Source organism: Geodermatophilus sp. DSM 45219, assembly GCF_900104025.1.
Lineage (GTDB): Bacteria > Actinomycetota > Actinomycetes > Mycobacteriales > Geodermatophilaceae > Geodermatophilus.
The window spans coordinates 807,161-825,067 of sequence record NZ_FNIQ01000002.1 but is presented as its reverse complement, the minus strand read 5'-3'; the positions used below and the strand labels follow the sequence as shown (position 1 = coordinate 825,067).

Annotated in this window: 15 protein-coding genes; 10 read left to right on the top strand and 5 right to left on the bottom strand. The window is 74.3% G+C overall.

Features of this window, described 5'->3' with window-relative positions:
- Positions 1-29: 29 nt before the first annotated feature.
- The 4 genes from BLR12_RS08905 to BLR12_RS08890 form a co-directional block, all read right to left on the bottom strand.
- Entirely contained in the window at positions 30-350 is a 321-nt protein-coding gene (locus tag BLR12_RS08905; protein WP_091376315.1) for a DUF6510 family protein, read from the bottom strand.
- Positions 347-1,105 (bottom strand): FAD-binding oxidoreductase, encoded by a 759-nt coding sequence (locus tag BLR12_RS08900; protein WP_091376312.1) that lies wholly within the window; start codon positions 1,103-1,105, stop codon positions 347-349. The genes BLR12_RS08905 and BLR12_RS08900 overlap by 4 nt, the downstream gene beginning before the upstream one ends.
- Entirely contained in the window at positions 1,075-1,680 is a 606-nt protein-coding gene (locus tag BLR12_RS08895; protein ID WP_091376309.1) for a molybdopterin-dependent oxidoreductase, read from the bottom strand. The genes BLR12_RS08900 and BLR12_RS08895 overlap by 31 nt, the downstream gene beginning before the upstream one ends.
- A 151-nt stretch (positions 1,681-1,831) precedes the next feature.
- Positions 1,832-4,636, bottom strand: coding sequence for a helix-turn-helix transcriptional regulator (locus BLR12_RS08890; RefSeq protein WP_091376306.1), 2,805 nt, complete (start codon positions 4,634-4,636; stop codon positions 1,832-1,834).
- 587 nt (positions 4,637-5,223) lie between these two features.
- Here BLR12_RS08890 and BLR12_RS08885 point away from each other — a divergent pair.
- From BLR12_RS08885 to BLR12_RS08870, 4 genes are all read left to right on the top strand, one after another.
- Entirely contained in the window at positions 5,224-5,805 is a 582-nt protein-coding gene (locus BLR12_RS08885) for an NADPH-dependent FMN reductase (RefSeq protein WP_091376674.1), read from the top strand.
- Positions 5,806-5,938: 133 nt separating this feature from the next.
- Positions 5,939-6,376, top strand: a complete 438-nt coding sequence (locus tag BLR12_RS08880; RefSeq protein ID WP_091376302.1) for a CBS domain-containing protein — start codon at positions 5,939-5,941, stop codon at positions 6,374-6,376.
- Positions 6,377-6,732: 356 nt separating this feature from the next.
- The gene (locus tag BLR12_RS08875; protein ID WP_091376299.1) at positions 6,733-7,479 is read left to right on the top strand and encodes an alpha/beta fold hydrolase; all 747 of its coding nucleotides are present in this window, start codon (positions 6,733-6,735) and stop codon (positions 7,477-7,479) included.
- Between the two features lie 298 nt (positions 7,480-7,777).
- Positions 7,778-8,251: a DUF1707 SHOCT-like domain-containing protein gene (locus BLR12_RS08870; protein WP_091376296.1), complete on the top strand. Its 474-nt coding sequence runs from the start codon at positions 7,778-7,780 to the stop codon at positions 8,249-8,251.
- 163 nt (positions 8,252-8,414) lie between these two features.
- On the opposite strand, the gene BLR12_RS08865 is transcribed toward BLR12_RS08870, so the two are convergent.
- Entirely contained in the window at positions 8,415-8,783 is a 369-nt protein-coding gene (locus BLR12_RS08865; protein WP_255363381.1) for a hypothetical protein, read from the bottom strand.
- A gap of 280 nt (positions 8,784-9,063) precedes the next feature.
- On the opposite strand from BLR12_RS08865, the gene glyA reads away from it, so the two are divergent.
- Genes glyA through BLR12_RS08835 form a run of 6 tightly spaced genes read left to right on the top strand, consistent with a single transcriptional unit; the run spans position 9,064 to position 17,838 of the window.
- On the top strand, positions 9,064-10,392 hold the full coding sequence (gene glyA, locus BLR12_RS08860) for a serine hydroxymethyltransferase (RefSeq protein WP_091376294.1): 1,329 nt from the start codon (positions 9,064-9,066) through the stop codon (positions 10,390-10,392).
- Positions 10,389-11,621 carry a sarcosine oxidase subunit beta family protein gene (locus BLR12_RS08855; protein WP_091376291.1) on the top strand — a complete coding sequence of 411 codons (1,233 nt, stop codon included), beginning with the start codon at positions 10,389-10,391 and terminating at the stop codon, positions 11,619-11,621. Before glyA ends, BLR12_RS08855 begins: the two co-directional genes overlap by 4 nt.
- A 20-nt stretch (positions 11,622-11,641) precedes the next feature.
- Positions 11,642-11,920, top strand: coding sequence for a sarcosine oxidase subunit delta (locus tag BLR12_RS08850; protein ID WP_091376289.1), 279 nt, complete (start codon positions 11,642-11,644; stop codon positions 11,918-11,920).
- The gene (locus BLR12_RS08845) at positions 11,917-14,781 is read left to right on the top strand and encodes a 2Fe-2S iron-sulfur cluster-binding protein (RefSeq protein WP_091376286.1); all 2,865 of its coding nucleotides are present in this window, start codon (positions 11,917-11,919) and stop codon (positions 14,779-14,781) included. Before BLR12_RS08850 ends, BLR12_RS08845 begins: the two co-directional genes overlap by 4 nt.
- Positions 14,774-15,364, top strand: a complete 591-nt coding sequence (locus BLR12_RS08840; protein WP_091376283.1) for a sarcosine oxidase subunit gamma — start codon at positions 14,774-14,776, stop codon at positions 15,362-15,364. Before BLR12_RS08845 ends, BLR12_RS08840 begins: the two co-directional genes overlap by 8 nt.
- Before the next feature lie 11 nt (positions 15,365-15,375).
- The gene (locus tag BLR12_RS08835) at positions 15,376-17,838 is read left to right on the top strand and encodes a GcvT family protein (RefSeq protein WP_091376280.1); all 2,463 of its coding nucleotides are present in this window, start codon (positions 15,376-15,378) and stop codon (positions 17,836-17,838) included.
- The last annotated feature ends 69 nt before the right edge of the window (positions 17,839-17,907 follow it).

Genomic DNA, 17,907 nt, shown 5'->3' with positions numbered 1-17,907 from the left:
GCCACGCTAGGGGTGGGGAGGCGACGCCTTCATGCGCCATTCGACTCGTCCGTCGCGGCGGGCGCGGGGACGGTGAGCAGCTGCGCGCCGCGCAGGTCGAGGAGGATGCGTCCCTCCTGCACCGCGTAGCGGAGGACCACGTCGGTGCAGTCCGGGCACCGCAGCACGAGCGCCGGCGCGTCCGCGTACAGGTGGTGGGCACCCAGCATCGACGTCGTCCCGCAGGAGGCGCAGCGGGAACGTGCGGTGGTGACGTCGACCGCGAAGAGCTCGGCGAGCATGCCGGCGGCAGCGTTGCCGTCGAGCCGCCGGGCAGCGGTGGTGTCCACGGTGGCGGTCGGTTCGGTCATGGCGGCTCCTCGGAGCTCCCGTAGCGTTCGATCCTGATGGACGACGGTGGGTGGCCGAGATCGAGCAGGGTCGAGCTCACGGCCTCGGCGAACGCCGTGGCGCCGCAGACGAAGATCCGGGGGTCCTCCTCCGGCCCGAAGGTGCACCGGCGCAGCATGTCGGCGTCGACCCGGCCGGACTCCCCGGCCCAGCCGGCAGGCGACTGCCGGGTCAGCGTCACCGTCGTCTCGGGCCCGAGCACGTCCCGGGCCAGGACGTCGTCCTCGGTGCGCGCGGAGTAGAGCAGGCGCACGCGGGTGGCGCCGTCCACCTGACGGTGGTGGTCCAGCATGGCGACGAACGGGGCGACGCCCGACCCACCCGCCACCAGCTGCACCGGCCGCCGCGCCTGTTCCGTACCGAGGCGGTCGGCGGCCGAGGACCACACGAAGTAGCCGCCGATGGGTCCGCGCAGCTCGATCTCGTCGTCCCCGGTCAGCTCGTCGACGAGGTAGGGCGACACCTCACCGCCCTCGAGGCGCTCGACCAGCAGGTGCAGCTCGGGGGTCTCGGGAGGCGAGGCCACGGAGTAGCTCCGCATGGCGGTGTACCCGTCCTCGGCGGTGAGCCGGACGACCAGGTGCTGGCCCGGCAGGTGCCCGGGCCAGTCGGGCACGTCGAACACCAGCCGGTGCACGCGGGAGCTCTCCGGCCGGTTCTCCAGCAGCCGGGCGCGCAACCAGGTCAGTCGCCGCTGTACCGCTCTTCGCGCCATGGGTCACCGTGGTTGTGGTAGCCGAAGGTCTCCCAGAAGCCGGGCTCGTCGTGCGGCAGCAGCGTCAGGCGCCGCACCCACTTCGCGCTCTTCCAGAGGTACAGGTGCGGTACGAGCAGCCGAGCCGGTCCGCCGTGCTCAGGCGCGAGGGGCTGCCCCTCGTACGTGTCCACCACCCATGCCCGGCCCCCCGTGAGCTCCTCGAGCGGCAGGTTGGTGGTGTAGCCGCCGTCGGACGAGGCCAGCACGTGGCGTGCCGTGGCCGGCGCGTCCTGCAGCAGGGTGTCGAGGGAGACGCCCTCCCAACGGGTGTCGAACTTCGACCACGTGGTGACGCAGTGGATGTCGACCGACAGCGCCTCGCGCGGCAGGGCGCGGAACTCCTCCCAGTTCCACCGGCGCAGCTCGCCGGTCTGGTCGTGGACCGTGAGGTCCCAGCGGGCCGGCGGCGTGCGGGGTGTGGGTCCGGCGGACAGCACCGGGAAGCCGTCCCCGACGTCGTACTGGCCGGGCGGCAGACGCTGGTCGCCGCGGTCCTGGCTCCTCCCGCGGAACCCACGTGTCAGCACCGCCATGACGGCTCCTCCCCGCCCGTCTGCGGGAGGTGGCAGCAGAGTCGACTGCACCCCGGCCCGCGCGAGCCCGATCCCCGACGACGGCCGCGACGGTAAGGGGTCGAGGTGTGCGGGTTCCATCCGCCGGATGACTCGACTCCGGGCACCGAGGTCAGTCGTCCGCGGACACCGGCGGAGGCGCTGCTCGGGACAGTGCATCGCGGAGCGCGGCCCGGGTCGTGATGCCCAACTTGGGGAACGCCCGGTACAGGTGACCTGAGACCGTGCGTGGGGACAGGTAGAGCCGGCTGCCGATCTGCTTGTTGGACAGTCCCGAGGCGGCCAGGGAAGCGATCTCGTGCTCCTGAGGGGTGAGCGCCGCAGGATCGTGGTGCTGCTCGGAGCGCGACTGGGGCGTCTGGCCGGTGGCGCGCAGCTCGTGCAGCGCGTGGTCGGCCCAGGGACGGGCGCCGAGCCGCTCGAAGGTCTCCAGGGCCGCAGCCAGCTGCACCCGGGCAGCGGAGGTCGATCGAGTCCGTCTCAGGTGCTCTCCGTAGGCCAGTTGCACCCGGGCCTGCTCGAAGGGGAACCGCTCGGCGCCGGGGACGGCGAGGGCTTCGCGGTAGCAGTTCTCCGCGTCGCCTCCGGTGGCGACCAGCGCCGCGGCGCCGGCGCGGAGCAGGGTGAGCCGGGGACGCAGCCGGAAGACCTCGGCTCGCTGCATCGCGGCGACGTGCGCCCGTGCCTCCTGCGCGCGTCCGGTCCGCACCGCTGCCTCGACCAGGTCCTTGGCGACCCACAGGGCGACCGGGACGTGCGGCGCCAGGCGGCCGGGCGGGCTGATGGTGGTGGTGAGCCGGTAGGCGTCCTCGTAGTCCCGTCGGCCCAGCGCCGCGAGAGCGCGTGCCCAGGCGGCGAAGTGGTCGAGCATCCCCGCCCCACGGGAGGCGGCCCAGGTCGCGAGGGCGTCAGCCGAGGTGCGGGTGGCCTCGTCGTCCCCCCGGGCCGCCGCGAGCAGTGCCTGGCAGGACGACCCCGGCAGGGCGATCAGCCGGTACCCGAGCCGTTCGCTCCAGGTGATCCCCTCCGCGGCTGCGCGTGCGGCCACGTCCCACCGGCCCTCGCGGTAGGCCTCGTGGGCCAGCAGCACCAAGGCGTTCACGGCGGAGCCGGGCGCCCCACCGTCGCGCCCGTTCTCCACGACCCGCCACAGCGACGATCGGCAGGCGGCCAGCCGATCGACGTAGGAGGCCGCGGTGGCCACGCGGAGGACGCGCGTGGGGTCCACCTCGTCGTCGAGTGTGCTGACGAGGCCCTCCAGGCGGTCGAGCTGCGCCGCCGAGGCGTGCGCCGGGTCCCCGTACAGCCGCGCCGACACCGACAGCTCCGCCGGGGAGCCGTCCCCCAGGCGGGCCAGCGCCGACTCGACCGGCCGCCAGGGCTCGTCCCGCCCGCTGACGTGGCAGACCAGCACCAGCAGGTGCAACGCCTCCTCGACCGCACGCCCCCGGAGCCCGCGCAGGAGGGCGTCGTCGAGCGCGCGGACGAGCACGAGGTGCGCCGTGTCGACATCGCCCTCCCCGTTGAGCAGGTGATGGGCGGCGGCCACCGTGACCTCGAGGGATCCGACGGCGTCCGGGTCCGCCTTGCGGGCGGCCCCCAGCCACTCCGGCACGCTCCTCAGGTGCCCGCCGGCGTCGGCGCCGACGCAGGCGGCCGCGGCCAGGCGGCGCGCCCGGTCCGCGCCGCTCGGGCTGAGCTCGGCAGCGCGCAGGAGGGCGTGGACGGCCCGGACGGCGGCCCCCTCGCGCAGGGCGCGCTCCGCGGCCACCTCCAGCAGCGCGGCCGCCGGCTCGTCGGGACCGACGACGGCCTCGGCGAGGTGCCAGGCGCGCCGCTCGGGATCGTCGGTGGACAGGTCGGCCAGGACGGCGTGGGCCCGTCGGCGTTCACCGCTGGTCGCCAGGCCGACCGCAGCTGCGCCGATGAGCGGATGGCGGAACCGGAAGCGGTTCGCGCTCGCCTCGACCTGGATCAGCCGGTCTCGCTCGGCCGGCGCCAGGCCGTCCAGCCAGCCGTCCCCCGACGACCCGTCGCGCAGTGCCCGGAGGTCGCCCGTGCCGTCGAGCGCGGTGAGCAGCAACATCCTCCGGGTGACGGCCGGCAACCTCTGCAGGCGGTGCGCGAAGAGCTCCTGCAACCGATCACCCAGGGGCAGGACCCGCGGGAGCGGCACGACGGCGCGGCGTTGCTCATCGGTCATCGACGCCGGCAGGTCGAGCAGTGCGAGCGGGTTGCCCTGCGCCGCTGCCATGACACGGTGGCGAACCGACGCGGCGAGGTCGGGGAACTCGCTGTCCAGCAGCTCGGTCGTCGCCTGCTCGTCGAGCGGCGGCACCCGGGACCGGGGCAGGCCGGCCTGCAGCAGCACGCTGTCCGCCGGGGTCCTGACGGCGGTGAGCAGTCCGATGCGGCTCCCCTCGAGCCGCCGGGCGATGAAACCCAGGACCCCGGCGCTCGACCGGTCCAGCCACTGCGCGTCGTCGACGACGACGAGCACGGGTTCACGCTCAGCGACGTCCCGGAGCAGGGCGAGCGCAGCGGTGGACACCACCAGTGGCCCGGCCGTCGGTCCGGCACCCATGCCGAGGGCGGCCGACAGCGCCTCCCGGTGCAGCTCCGAGAGGGTGTCGAGCCGATCACGCAGGGAGAGGAACAGTTGGTTCAGGCCGGCGAATCCCACCTCGGCCTCGAACCGGACGCCTGCCGCCCGCACGAGCTGTGCGCCTCCGGTCGCGGCGATCCGGCAGACGGCGTCGAGCAGCACGGTCTTGCCCACACCCGCTTCGCCTGTGAGCAGGAGCGCACCACCGTGCCCGAACGCCCGGCCGACGAAGCTCTCCACCAGCCGCAACTCCGCCGTCCGTCCGATCAGCTCCGGGACCGCTGTGCCTCCCGAACCGTCCAGGTCTCTCATCGGGGATCCCCTCGGTCGGGCAACCGGATGCAGGACCGACGCGTCGCGGAAGTCTGTCCCGGCCGACGGCGGGGCGCCTAGTGCCTTCAGGCCCGGCCACCGGCGAGTCATGTGACCCGAGGGCCTCCGGGCGCCGGTCCCCGGAGGCTGCGCGGCCCGCGTCGGGGGTCCGGCAGCTCGCGGTCGGGGAGGCCATCGACCGGTGGGGTCCGGGCCCGCGCCCGTGCCCCCGTGTGCCGTGGTCCCGGCACGAGGGCGTTCGTCGTCGCACCGGCTCCCGGAACGGCGCATCGAGCGGAGGAGCACCGGCTGGGGACGGTGGCCGCCCTCCGTGGTGTCCACGGGTCGCCGCAGACGCGGCCCGGTCGGCCATCTCCGGACGGCGGCACCGGCGATCCGCATCCGAGGGTCGGTTGACCGTTGCCCCGGCCGTCGCCGAGCGACGAACGTCCCCGCACGCGCCCCCGGGGGGCGGGACCGACGGCCACGGGGGACGACGGCCCTCGGTGCGGCCTCCCGGTGAGCGGCGCCAGGGCCGCCGCGACCTCCGCCGGGGGCGCGGCACCGACGGCTGTGAGGGGATGCAGATGGCACATCCGAAGACGAGCTACGACGTCGGCTACTTCGTCGGGAGTCTCTCCTCCACGTCGATCAACCGGATCCTCTCCCGCGCGCTGATCCGCATCGCTCCGGAGGACCTGCGCTTCACCGAGATCCCCATCGGCGACCTGCCGCTGTACAGCCCGGACCACGACACCGACTACCCGCCCGAGGCGCTGGCCCTCAAGGACGCGATCGCCCGGTCGGATGCCGTGCTGTTCGTGACGCCCGAGTACAACCGCTCCATCCCCGGAGGGCTCAAGAACGCCATCGACTGGGCATCACGGCCGTGGGGTCAGAACTCCTTCCACCACATCCCCGCCGGCGTGATCGGGGCGTCCGTCGGTGCGATCGGCACCGCGCTGGCCCAGCAGAGCCTCCGCGGCGTGCTGTGCTTCTGCAACGCACGGCAGATGACCGCACCCGAGGCCTACATCCGGTACTCGCCGGAGGTCTTCCGCGACGACGGGGAGATCACCGATGAGTCACTGGCCGCTTTCCTCAAGGACTACATGACCGAGTTCCGCGACCACGTGATCCGGGTCCTGACCGTGCTGCCGCGGCCCTGACCACAGGGGGGCCGGGGTCGCCGGTCGCCCCACTCGCCGATCGGCGCGAGCCGGCCACCCGGGGCCGCTGCCGGGCCGACGCCGACGGAGTGGCCCGCCGCCAGGGCGACGGGCCGCTCGGGAAGGAGCAGACGTGTCCACCAGCGGACGCCCGGAGACGACGCCGGTGGCGGACCCGGTCCGGCGACCGACGGTCGGGGAGGTGATGCGACCGGCCACCACGACCGTGGAGACGCGCGCGCACCTCGCCGCGGCCGCCTACCTCATGCACACGTCCGGCGACAGCGCCCTCGTCGTCACCACCGACGGCAGCCTCCGGGCACCCCTCGGGGTCATCACCGACCGGGACATCACCCGGGCCGTCGCGCGCGAGGAGGACCTCGAGACGGTACGGATCAGCGACCTCCTCCCCAGGCAGCCGGCGACCGTCGCACCCGACACACCCGTCGACGAGGCAACCCGGTCGGTGCTGGAGACGGGGCTCCACCACCTGGTCGTCGTCCGGGACGGCGGGGTCGTGGGCATCGTCGACGTGATGGACCTGTGCCGGGCGCTGCTCGGATCCGCGTAGCCGTGTCGTCTCAGCTCCACGTGCGCGGTCGCGAGCCCGTGCCCCGTGGACGGCTCACGAGGGTGACCGCCTCGCGGTGACCGGGCGCGCTACCGGCGGCGGCATGCCCTGGTCCTCGGCATCGATCCCCTGCCCCACGTGGCCGACCCGGCCATCCGTCCGGCCCGCCGCAGCTCGCCGGCCGATGACGTCGACGTGCCGCTCAGCAGACAGCGGTCGACTGACAGCTGTGGCACGCCGGGCGCGGTGGGATCCCGCGCGGCGAGCACGCGGACGGGCCCGCGACGGTCTGGCGGGTCGCCGGGAGCGGGAGAAGCGTTGCCTGCTCCCATCCCCCTCGCAGGCGAGGAGCTGACATGCCCACGCAGCCCGCCCGGACCAAGCCGACGATCGTCCTCGTCCACGGCGCCTGGGCCGATGCCTCCGGCTTCGCGGAGCAGATCCGCGCCCTGCGGGACCGGGGCTTCCGCGCCATCGGGTTCGCCAACCCGCTCCGGGGACTCGCTGACGACGCGAGGTACCTGGCCGACTTCCTGCGGAGCCTGTCCGGTCCGCTCGTGCTCGTGGGCCACTCCTACGGCGGCGCGGTGATCTCTGCTGCGGCGACCGGGAACGAGCAGGTCGAGGCGCTCGTGTTCTTCAGCGGGTGGATGCCCGACGAGGGCGAGAGCATCGCGCAGGTCTTCGAGACGTCCGAGGGCAGCCTCGCGGGGCCCGCGCTCAGGCTCCTGCCGTTCACCGGCGCGGACGGGGGCGACGGGGGCCAGGACCTCTACCTCGATGCCGAACAGTTCCACGCGGTCTTCGCCGCCGACGTCGACCGCGGCACGTCGGACGTCATGGCCGCGACGCAGCGGCCCTGGAGCGGCACCGGGTTCTACCAGCCGTCGGGCCCGCCGGCCTGGAAGACGCTGCCGTGCTGGTACCTGCTCTGCACCGAGGACGAGGCGATCCCTCCGGCGACCCAGCGGTTCATGGCCGAGCGCGCGCACGCGAGGATCCAGGAGGTGCCGGCCTCGCACGCCGCGATGGTGTCGCAGCCCGAGGCCGCGACCCGGCTCATCCTCGAGGCGGTCGAGGCCGCGGCGCCCGCACCGGCCTGAGTCCCGGTCCCGTCGCCCGCCGGTCCGAACGCCGGTCGGATCCGGTCCGGACCGTCCGGCAGGGCACGGCGAGCCACGCCGGACCGGCTGTGGCGCCACCTTCCGGGACACCCGGCATCCGCAGCCGCTCCGAGCACCGGGGGCGCCCGAGGGCACGGAACGACACGAGGCCCTGCACGGTGGCCCCACCGCGCGGGGCCTCGTGTCGTCACGGACCCGCGCGCGCCGGAACCTGCCGCGTCCCCGGGGCACGGGTGCAGGCTGTGGCTCCCCACGTCGCACTCGGGCAGGAGCAGCCATGCCACCCCTGATCGATCTGGACAGCGCGGCCACGTCGGCACCGCGGATGCGCGCGTCGGACGCCGACCGGCTGGTCACCGTCGAGCACCTGCAGGACGCGGTGGCCCGCGGCCTGCTCACGCCGGACGAGGGCAGCGAGCGGATGGCCGATGCCTTCGCCGCGGTCCACCTGACCGACCTGGACCCGTTGACCGAGGACCTCCCGCCGGCGCCGCCCGCGTGCACGGCGCCGGGCTGGCGGTCGCTCGGGACGCTCGCGGTCGAGCAGGTGCGGGCCTCCCTGACCACCGCCGCCACCGGCCGGTTGAGGGCGGCGCGCGTGGCGGTCGTGCTCGCCGTCGCCTCCCTCGTCCTCGTCCTCGTCGGCGCCCTGGGTGGGGCGGCGCTGTCCGACAGCGGGGACGGCGGTGGGGGTGGCGGCTGGCACGAGCACCGGGACGACCACTGGGACGACGACTGGGACGACGACTGAGCTGCTCGGCGATCCGCCGTCCGGAGATCGGTCGGGGGAGCGGTGGTGGGGCCGTGCACGTCGTGGACGGTTCGGAGCCGTTGCGGACGGAACCGGCACCGGACTGCCGACCGGACCGCTGCCGCCCGGCCGCCTCGTCGTCGGGCCGTGGTCGGACTACCGGTCAGGTCGGGTCGAGACCCGGGTCACCGCCCGGTGGCGTCGGCTCCGTCCGGGTCGTGCCCCCGTCCTCGGGTCGCGCTCCCGAGGTCTGCGGGTCCGTGCGCTCGAGGCGCTGGCGGATCGCCGCGACGTTGAGCGCCAGGTCCTCGAGCGCCTCGACGGCGCGCGTGGCGAGTGCGAACGTGAGGTTCTCGCGCTGCTGCTCGGCGCTGGGCTCGTGGTCACCCGGCGGGATCCCGGCGCGCTCGCGCGGACGACGCGTCGCCTGCGCCCACGGCTCGTCGTCGCTCCGCGGATCGCCGAACAGCTCGCGCAGCATCCGCTGCGCCAGTTCGAGGAACTCGCCCGGGTCGGGCCGGTTGGTCGCCATCCGTTCCTCCAGCTCGTGTCGAGCACTCCGCGCGGACGGGGGGACGGCCGGTCCACGCGACCTGACCAACCTACGACCGACGGACCCTCCTCGACAGCCGGCGACGTCCGGTGGTGGAGGACCCGGCTGACCGTCGGCCGTCGACCGGACGGGTCCCGACCGCGGACGGCGGCACGTCGGTCACGCCGCACCCCTTGACCCTGCCCGACGCCCGCCCTACTGTGCTGGACGACTGATATACCAGTCTTCGGCTTCGTACCATGACAGAGGAGACGGCGGCATGACCGTCCAGGTTCACCCAGCTCCGCCGGCCACGGCGGTCCTGGACCGCGTGCTCGACCGGTCCCTCGCCGACGCCGACCCGGAGGTCGCCGAGGCGATCTCCGCCGAGTTGGGACGGCAGCAGGCCACGCTGGAGATGATCGCGAGCGAGAACTTCGCCCCCGTCGCGGTGATGCAGGCCCAGGGGTCGGTGCTGACGAACAAGTACGCCGAGGGCTACCCGGGCCGGCGGTACTACGGCGGCTGCGAGCACGTCGACGTCGTCGAGCAGCTGGCCATCGACCGGCTCACGGCGCTGTTCGGCGCGGAGTACGCCAACGTGCAGCCGCACTCGGGGGCACAGGCCAACGCCGCAGCGATGTCCGCCCTGCTGCAGCCCGGCGACACGATCCTCGGGCTGGACCTGGCCCACGGTGGCCACCTGACCCACGGGATGAAGCTGAACTTCTCCGGCAAGCTCTACGACGTCGCGGCCTACCACGTGCGGTCCGACGACCACCTCGTGGACATGGCCGAGGTGGAGCGGCTGGCCCACGAGCGACGGCCGAAGCTGATCGTGGCCGGCTGGTCGGCGTACCCGCGGCACCTGGACTTCGCCGAGTTCCGGCGGATCGCCGACGAGGTCGGCGCCTACCTCATGGTCGACATGGCGCACTTCGCCGGCCTCGTCGCCGCCGGGCTGCACCCCTCACCGGTCCCGCACGCGCACGTGGTCACCTCCACCACCCACAAGACCCTGGGCGGCCCTCGCGGCGGTGTCGTCCTCGCCACCGCCGACCTGGCCAAGAAGCTCAACTCCGCGGTCTTCCCCGGCCAGCAGGGCGGGCCGCTCGAGCACGTCATCGCCGCCAAGGCGGTGGCCTTCAAGCTGGCCGGCGAGCCGGAGTTCCGCGAGCGCCAGGAGCGCACCCTCGCCGGGGCGCGGATCCTCGCCGACCGGCTGCTGGCCGCCGACTGCCGCGAGGCCGGGATCGGCGTGGTGAGCGGCGGCACCGATGTCCACCTCGTGCTGGTGGACCTGCGCGAGTCGCCCCTGGACGGCCGCCAGGCCGAGGACCGGCTGCACTCCATCGGCATCACGGTCAACCGCAACGCGGTGCCCTTCGACCCCCGGCCGCCGATGGTGAGCTCGGGTGTGCGCATCGGGACCCCGGCCCTGGCCGCCCGGGGTCTCGACGCCGAGGACTTCCTCGAGGTCGCCGACGTCATCGCCCAGGCCCTGCGGCCCACCGTGGGGGAGCACCGGCTCACCCGCCTGCGCGAGCGGGTCACCCGCCTCGCCGACCGACACCCGCTCTACCCCGACCTGGCGGAGGCCGACCGATGACCCCCCGGACCCCCGGTGCCGACCTGCCCGAGCACCCCGACTTCCTCTGGCGGGACGCCGAGCCGAAGAAGTCCTACGACGTCGTGATCGTCGGTGGCGGCGGGCACGGCCTGGCCACCGCCCACTACCTGGCGAAGAACCACGGCATCACGAACGTGGCGGTGCTGGAGAAGGGCTGGCTGGCCGGCGGCAACATGGCCCGTAACACCACGATCATCCGGTCGAACTACCTGTGGGACGAGAGCTCGGCGATCTACGAGCACTCGCTCAAGCTGTGGGAGGGGCTCGAGGAGGACCTCGGCTACCCCATCCTCTTCAGCCAGCGCGGCGTGCTCAACCTCGCGCACACCCTGCAGGACGTCCGGGACAGCGTGCGCCGCGTCGAGGCCAACAAGCTCAACGGCGTCGACGCGGAGTGGGTCGAGCCCGACGAGGTCCGCAAGATCTGCCCGATCGTCAACACCTCGTCCGACATCCGGTACCCGGTGCTCGGGGCCACCTACCAGCCGCGCGCGGGCATCGCCAAGCACGACTACGTCGCCTGGGGCTTCGCCCGCCGCGCCGACGAGGCCGGCATCGACCTCATCCAGGACTGCGAGGTCACCGGCTTCACGACCGACGGCGACCGGGTCACCGGCGTGCAGACCACCCGCGGCACCATCGCCGCCGGCAAGGTCGCGCTCTGCGCCGCCGGGCACACCACGACGCTCACCGACATGCTCGGCTTCCGGGTCCCGGTGCAGAGCCACCCGCTGCAGGCGCTGGTCTCCGAGCTGCTCGAGCCGGTGCACCCCACGGTGGTCATGTCCAACGCGGTGCACGTCTACGTCTCGCAGGCGCACAAGGGCGAGCTCGTCATGGGCGCCGGCGTCGACTCCTACAACGGCTACGGCCAGCGGGGCGCGTTCTCCATCATCGAGCGGCAGATGGCCGCGGCGGTCGAGCTGTTCCCGGTCTTCGCCCGCGCGCACCTGCTGCGCACCTGGGGCGGGATCGTCGACACCAGCCCCGACGCCTCGCCCATCGTGGGTCGGACGCCGTACGAGAACGTCTACCTCAACTGCGGCTGGGGCACCGGCGGCTTCAAGGCCACCCCCGGCATCGGCGACTGCATGGCGCACACCATCGCGCTCGACGAGCCGCACCCCCACGTCGCGCCGTTCGCCCTCGACCGCTTCGTCACCGGCGCGCTCGTCGACGAGCACGGCGCCGCCGCCGTGGCCCACTGACCCCACCGCAGGAGATCCCCGTGCAGCTCATCGAATGCCCGTGGTGCGGCCCCCGCGAGGAGGTCGAGTTCCACTACGGCGGCCAGGCCGGCGTGCCCTACCCCGAGGACCCGGCCGCCCTGGACGACGTCCAGTGGGCGCAGTACGTCTTCTTCCGCGACAACCCCAAGGGCCGCTTCGAGGAGCGCTGGTCGCACGCGGCCGGCTGCCGGCGCTGGTTCAACGCCGTCCGCGACACCGCCACCTACCGCTTCGAGCGCGTCCAGCGCCCCGACACCACCCAGGCGGGCACCCGATGAGCGCCCCGTTCCGCACGCCCGAGGGCGGCCGCATCGACCGCAGCACCACGCTCGAGTTCACCTTCGACGGGCAGACCCACACCGGGCACCCCGGCGACACGCTCGCCTCGGCGCTGCTCGCCGCCGGCCGCCACTCGATCGCCACCAGCGTCAAGCTGGGCCGCCCCCGCGGCGTGGCCGCGGCCTGGGCCGAGGACCCGGGCAGCCTGGTGCAGATCGAGGAGCCCTTCCCCGAGCCGATGCTGCTGGCGACCACCGTCGAGCTGTACGACGGCCTGGTCGCCCACGGCCTGCCCGGCCAGGGCCGGCTGGCGGAGGTCCCCGACTCCGCCCGGTACGACGCCGTGCACCACCACGTCGACGTGCTCGTCGTCGGGGCCGGCCCCGCCGGGCTGGTCGCCGCACTGACCGCCGCCCGGGCCGGCGCCCGCGTGGCGCTGGTCGACGAGCAGGCCGAGGCCGGCGGCGCGCTGCTCGGCACCGACGACGTCCTCGACGGCGCCCCCGCCCCGGAGTGGGTCGCGGCGGCGGTCGCCGAGCTCGCCGCGCACCCCGACGTCCTGCACCTGCAGCGGACGACGGCGTTCGGCCTCTACGACGACGGCTTCGTGCTCGCGCTGGAGCGGCGCACCGACCACCTCGGGACCGCCGCCCCGCGCAACGTCTCCCGGCAGCGGGTCTGGCGCATCCGCGCCCGCCGGGTCGTCGTCGCCGCCGGCGCGCACGAGCGCCCGGTGGTCTTCGCGGACAACGACCGGCCCGGGATCATGCTGGCCGGGGGTGCCCGCACGTTCCTGCACCGCTACGGCGTGCTGCCCGGTCGCGAGGCCGTCCTCTTCACCACCAACGACAGCGCCTACGACGCCGCGCTCGACCTGCACCGTGCCGGCGTGCGGGTGCAGGCGGTGGTCGACGCCCGGCCGGAGGGCTCACCGCAGCGTCGACAGGACTGCGAGCGCGCCGGCATCCGTGTCCTGTCCGGTGCCGTCGTCACCGGAACGCAGGGCGTCGAGCGGGTCACGCACGCCCTCGTCGCCCCCCTCGCGGCCGGCGAGGTCGGCGCCAGCAGCGCGATCGGCTGCGACCTGCTGCTGGTCAGCGGCGGCTGGAACCCCGCCGTGCACCTGTTCAGCCAGGCCCGCGGGCGGCTCCGCTACGACGAGGCGCTCGGCGCCTTCCTGCCCGCCGAGGAGCTCGACGGCGTGGCGGTCGCCGGCTCCGCCGCCGGGGTGCTCGACCTGGCCGGCTGCCTGGCCGACGGACGGCGCGTGGCGGACGCGGCGCTGGCCGCGCTGGGCCTCGCGGCAGGGGAGCAGTCGGCCCTGCCGGCCGTCGAGGCCACCCCGGCCGGGTCGGCGCCGATGACGCTGTGGCGGGTGCCGGACGGCGGCGACGGCAGCACGTCGTTCGTCGACCTGCAGCGGGACGCCACGGTGGCCGACCTCGCCCGGGCGACCGGCGCCGGCCTCCGCTCGATGGAGCACGTCAAGCGCTACACGACGATCGGGACCGCGCACGACCAGGGCAAGACCTCCGGCGTCCTGGCCTCGGGCATCACCGCCGAGCTGCTCGGCGTCCCGGTCCAGGCCACGGGTACGACGACCTTCCGGCCGCCGTACACGCCGGTGGCCTTCGCGGCCCTGGCCGGCCGCGACCGCGGCCGCCTGTTCGACCCCGAGCGGGTCACCGCGGTGCACGACTGGCACGTTGCCGAGGGCGCGGTCTTCGAGGACGTCGGCCAGTGGAAGCGCCCGCGCTACTACCCGCGGCCGGGGGAGGACATGGACGCCGCCGTCCTGCGGGAGTGCGCGGCGACCCGCGGGGGTGTGGGCATCCTCGACGGCTCCACGCTGGGCAAGATCGACGTCCAGGGCCCGGACGCCGCCGAGTTCCTCGACCGGCTGTACACGAACATGATCAGCAGCCTCAAGGTCGGCTCGGTCCGGTACGGCGTCATGTGCGGCGTCGACGGCATGGTGATCGACGACGGCACCGTGCTGCGGCTGGCCGAGGACCGCTTCCTGGTGCTCACCACCACCGGCGGCGCGGCCAAGGTCCTCGACTGGATGGAGGAGTGGCTGCAGACCGAGTGGCCGCAGCTGCGGGTGCGGCTGGCCTCGGTGACCGAGCAGTGGTCGACCTTCCCCGTGGTCGGGCCCCGCTCCCGCGACGTGGTCGGCGCCGTCTTCCCCGACGTCGACGTCTCGAACGAGGCGTTCCCGTTCATGACCTGGCGGGACACCGCGCTCGGCGGGGTGCCGGTGCGGCTGGCCCGGATCAGCTTCTCCGGCGAGCTGGCCTACGAGGTCTACGTCAACTCCTGGTACGCCCGCGCGGTGTGGGAGCGGCTCATCGAGGCCGGCCGCCCGCACGGCATCACGCCCTACGGCACCGAGACCATGCACGTGCTCCGCGCCGAGAAGGGCTACCCGATCATCGGGCAGGACACCGACGGCACCGTCACGCCGCACGACCTCGGCATGGCCTGGGCGGTGTCGAAGAAGAAGCCCGACTTCATCGGCAAGCGGTCCTTCGCCCGCCCGGCCAACTCCGACCCGCTGCGCAAGCAGCTGGTCGGCCTGCTGCCGGTCGACCGGGACACCGTGCTGCCCGAGGGCTCGCAGATCGTGGAGCTCGCCGACGGCGGCCAGCTGCCACCGCCCCCGGTGCCGATGCTGGGCCACGTCACCTCCAGCTACCGCAGCGCCGAGCTCGGGCGGCCGTTCGCGCTCGCCCTGGTCAAGGGCGGCCGGTCGCGGATCGGCGAGACCGTCCACGTGCCCGTCGACGGCACCCTCGTCCCCGTCGAGGTGACCGGCTCGGTGCTGGTCGACCCGGAAGGAGCCCGCCGCGATGGCTGACCTGCTCACCCGCAGCCACCCGCTGGAGCCGTACCTGACCGCGCTCGACGCCCTCCCGGACGGCCTGCGGGTCACCGCCGAGCCGTTCGTGGCGCTCGCCGGCCTGCGGGTCGACCCGGCGTCCGGGGTGCAGCTCCGCGGCGCCGCCCTGCCGACCACCCCGAACACCTGGGTGCCGGCCGGGGACGGGCGGCTCGTCTGGCTCGGCCCCGACGAGTGGCTGGTCACCAGCCCCGGCACCGCCCCCGAGGCGCTGGAGGCCGAGGTGGCCGGCGTCCTGCGGCCGGTCGGCGGCGTCGCCGTCGACGTCTCCGCCCAGCGGATCGGCCTGCGCATCAGCGGTCCGCGCGCCCGCCAGGTGCTCGCCAAGGGCTGCGCGATCGACCTGCACCCGCGGGTGTTCGTCCCCGGCAGCAGCGCCCAGACCACCCTCGGCCAGGCCGGCGTCGTCCTGCTGGCGCTCGACGGCCGGGACGACGACGCGGAGTTCGCCGTCCTGGTCCGCTCGTCCTTCGCCGGCTACCTCGCCACCTGGCTGCTCGACGCCTGCCTCGAGTACGCCGACTCCGCCCCGACCTCCTGAGAGGAACCGCCATGTCCAGCACCCCTCGCGTGGTGATCATCGGCGCCGGCATCGTCGGGGCCAACCTCGCCGACGAGCTCACCGCCCGCGGCTGGGACCGGGTCACCGTGGTCGACCAGGGCCCGCTGCCGCTCACCGGCGGCTCCACCTCGCACGCCCCGGGCCTGGTCTTCCAGACGAACGGGTCGAGGACCATGACGCAGTTCGCCACCTACACCGTCGAGAAGTTCCTCGGCCTCGACGTCGACGGCGCCTGGTGCTTCAACCAGGTCGGCGGGCTCGAGCTGGCGACCACGCCGGAGCGGCTCGCCGAGCTGCACCGGCGCCAGGGCTGGGCCACCTCCTGGGGCGTCCGAGCGCAGGTGGTCGACGCGGAGGAGTGCGTGCGGCTGCACCCGCTGGTCGACCGCGACCGCATCCTGGGTGGGCTGCACATCCCCAGCGACGGGCTGGCCAAGGCATCCCGCGCCGTCGTGGCGCTGGCCCGCCGGGCCGAGTCCCGCGGCGCGGTGTTCCAGGGCGACACCCGGGTCACCGGCATCGAGCAGGCGGGCGGCCGGGTCACCGGGGTGCGGACTGCGGACGGCGTGATCCCCGCCGACGTCGTGGTCTCCTGCGCCGGCTTCTGGGGGCCGGCGATCGGGGCCATGGTCGGCATGCGCGTCCCGCTGCTGCCGCTGGCCCACCAGCTCGTGTGGACCGGCCAGGTGGCCGAGCTGGCCGGCCGCAACGACGAGCTGACCGAGGCCGGGCTGCCGATCCTGCGCCACCAGGACCGCGACCTGTACTACCGCGAGCGGGGCGACCGGCTGGGCATCGGCTCCTACGCGCACCGGCCGATGCCCGTCGAGCTCACCGACCTGCCCGAGGGCGACGTCAGCGACTCGGCGATGCCCTCCATGCTGCCCTTCACCGAGGAGGACTTCGCCGAGGCGTGGGAGCACAGCCGCGAGCTGCTGCCCTCGCTGCGCGGCACCAAGGTGGACTCCGGCTTCAACGGGATCTTCTCCTTCACCCCGGACGGCGGACCGCTCATCGGTGAGTCCCCGGACGTGGCCGGCTTCTGGATCGCCGAGGCGGTCTGGGTGACCCACTCCGCGGGCGTCGCCCGGTCGGTGGCCCAGCTGCTGGTCGAGGGGCGCAGCGAGCTGGACCTGCACGGCTGCGACGTGGCCCGCTTCGAGGAGGTGCAGACCACCGACGCGTACGTCCGGGAGACCTCGCAGCAGAACTTCGTCGAGGTGTACGACATCCTGCACCCGCTGGAGCCCAAGCTCTCCCCCCGCGACCTGCGGGTCAGCCCCTTCCACGCCCGGCAGCGGGAGCTCGGCGCGGTCTTCCTCGAGGCCGCCGCCTGGGAGCGGCCGCACTGGTACGAGGCCAACGCGCACCTGGTCGACCAGCTCCCCGAGGAGTGGGCGCCGCCGGCGCGCGACGACTGGGCGGCGCGGTTCTGGTCCCCGATCGCGGCCGCCGAGGCGTGGAAGACCCGCACCGCCGTGGCGATGTACGACATGACCCCGCTCAAGCGCCTCGAGGTCAGCGGCCCCGGCGCCCTGGACCTGCTGCAGCGGCTCACCACCGGCCAGATGGACAAGTCGGTCGGCTCGGTCACCTACACCCTGGCGCTGGACGAGGCCGGCGGTGTGCGCAGCGACCTCACCGTGGCCCGGCTGGGGGAGCAGCTGTTCCAGGTCGGCGCCAACGGTAACCTGGACCTCGACCACCTGCGCCGGCAGGCGCCCTCCGACGGCTCCGTGCAGGTCCGCGACACCACCGGCGGAACGTGCTGCATCGGGCTGTGGGGGCCGCGCGCCCGCGACCTGGTGCAGCGGGTCTCCGACGACGACTTCACCAACGAGGGGCTGAAGTACTTCCGCGCCAAGCGGGCCACGATCGGCGGCGTCCCGGTCACCGCGATGCGGCTGTCCTACGTCGGCGAGCTGGGCTGGGAGATCTACACCAGCGCCGAGCACGGCCAGCGGCTGTGGGACGTGCTCTGGGCGGCCGGCCAGGACCTCGGCGTGGTCGCCGCCGGCCGGGCGGCCTTCAACAGCCTGCGGCTGGAGAAGGGCTACCGCTCCTGGGGCTCCGACATGACCACCGAGCACGACCCGTACGAGGCCGGCCTGGGCTTCGCCGTCCGGAAGCAGAAGGGCGACTTCGTCGGCAGCGCGGCGGTCGCCGACCGCGGTGACGAGACGGTGCGCCGGCGGCTGTCCTGCCTGACGATCGACGACGGCACCAGCGTCGTCCTCGGCCACGAGCCGGTGTTCGTCGACGGCGAGCCGGCCGGGTACGTCACCAGCGCGGCCTTCGGGCACACGGTGGGCCGGCCGATCGCCTACGCCTGGCTGCCCGCCACGGCCGGCGTCGGGTCGGCGGTGGAGATCCAGTACTTCGACCGCCGGATCGCGGCCACCGTGACGGCGGAGCCGCTCGTCGACCCGGAGATGACCCGCATCCGCGGCTAGCGGAAGGACCCTCCTGCACGGTCCCGCCACGCGCAGGCTCGCGGCGGGACCGTGCAGGAGGGCGCCCAC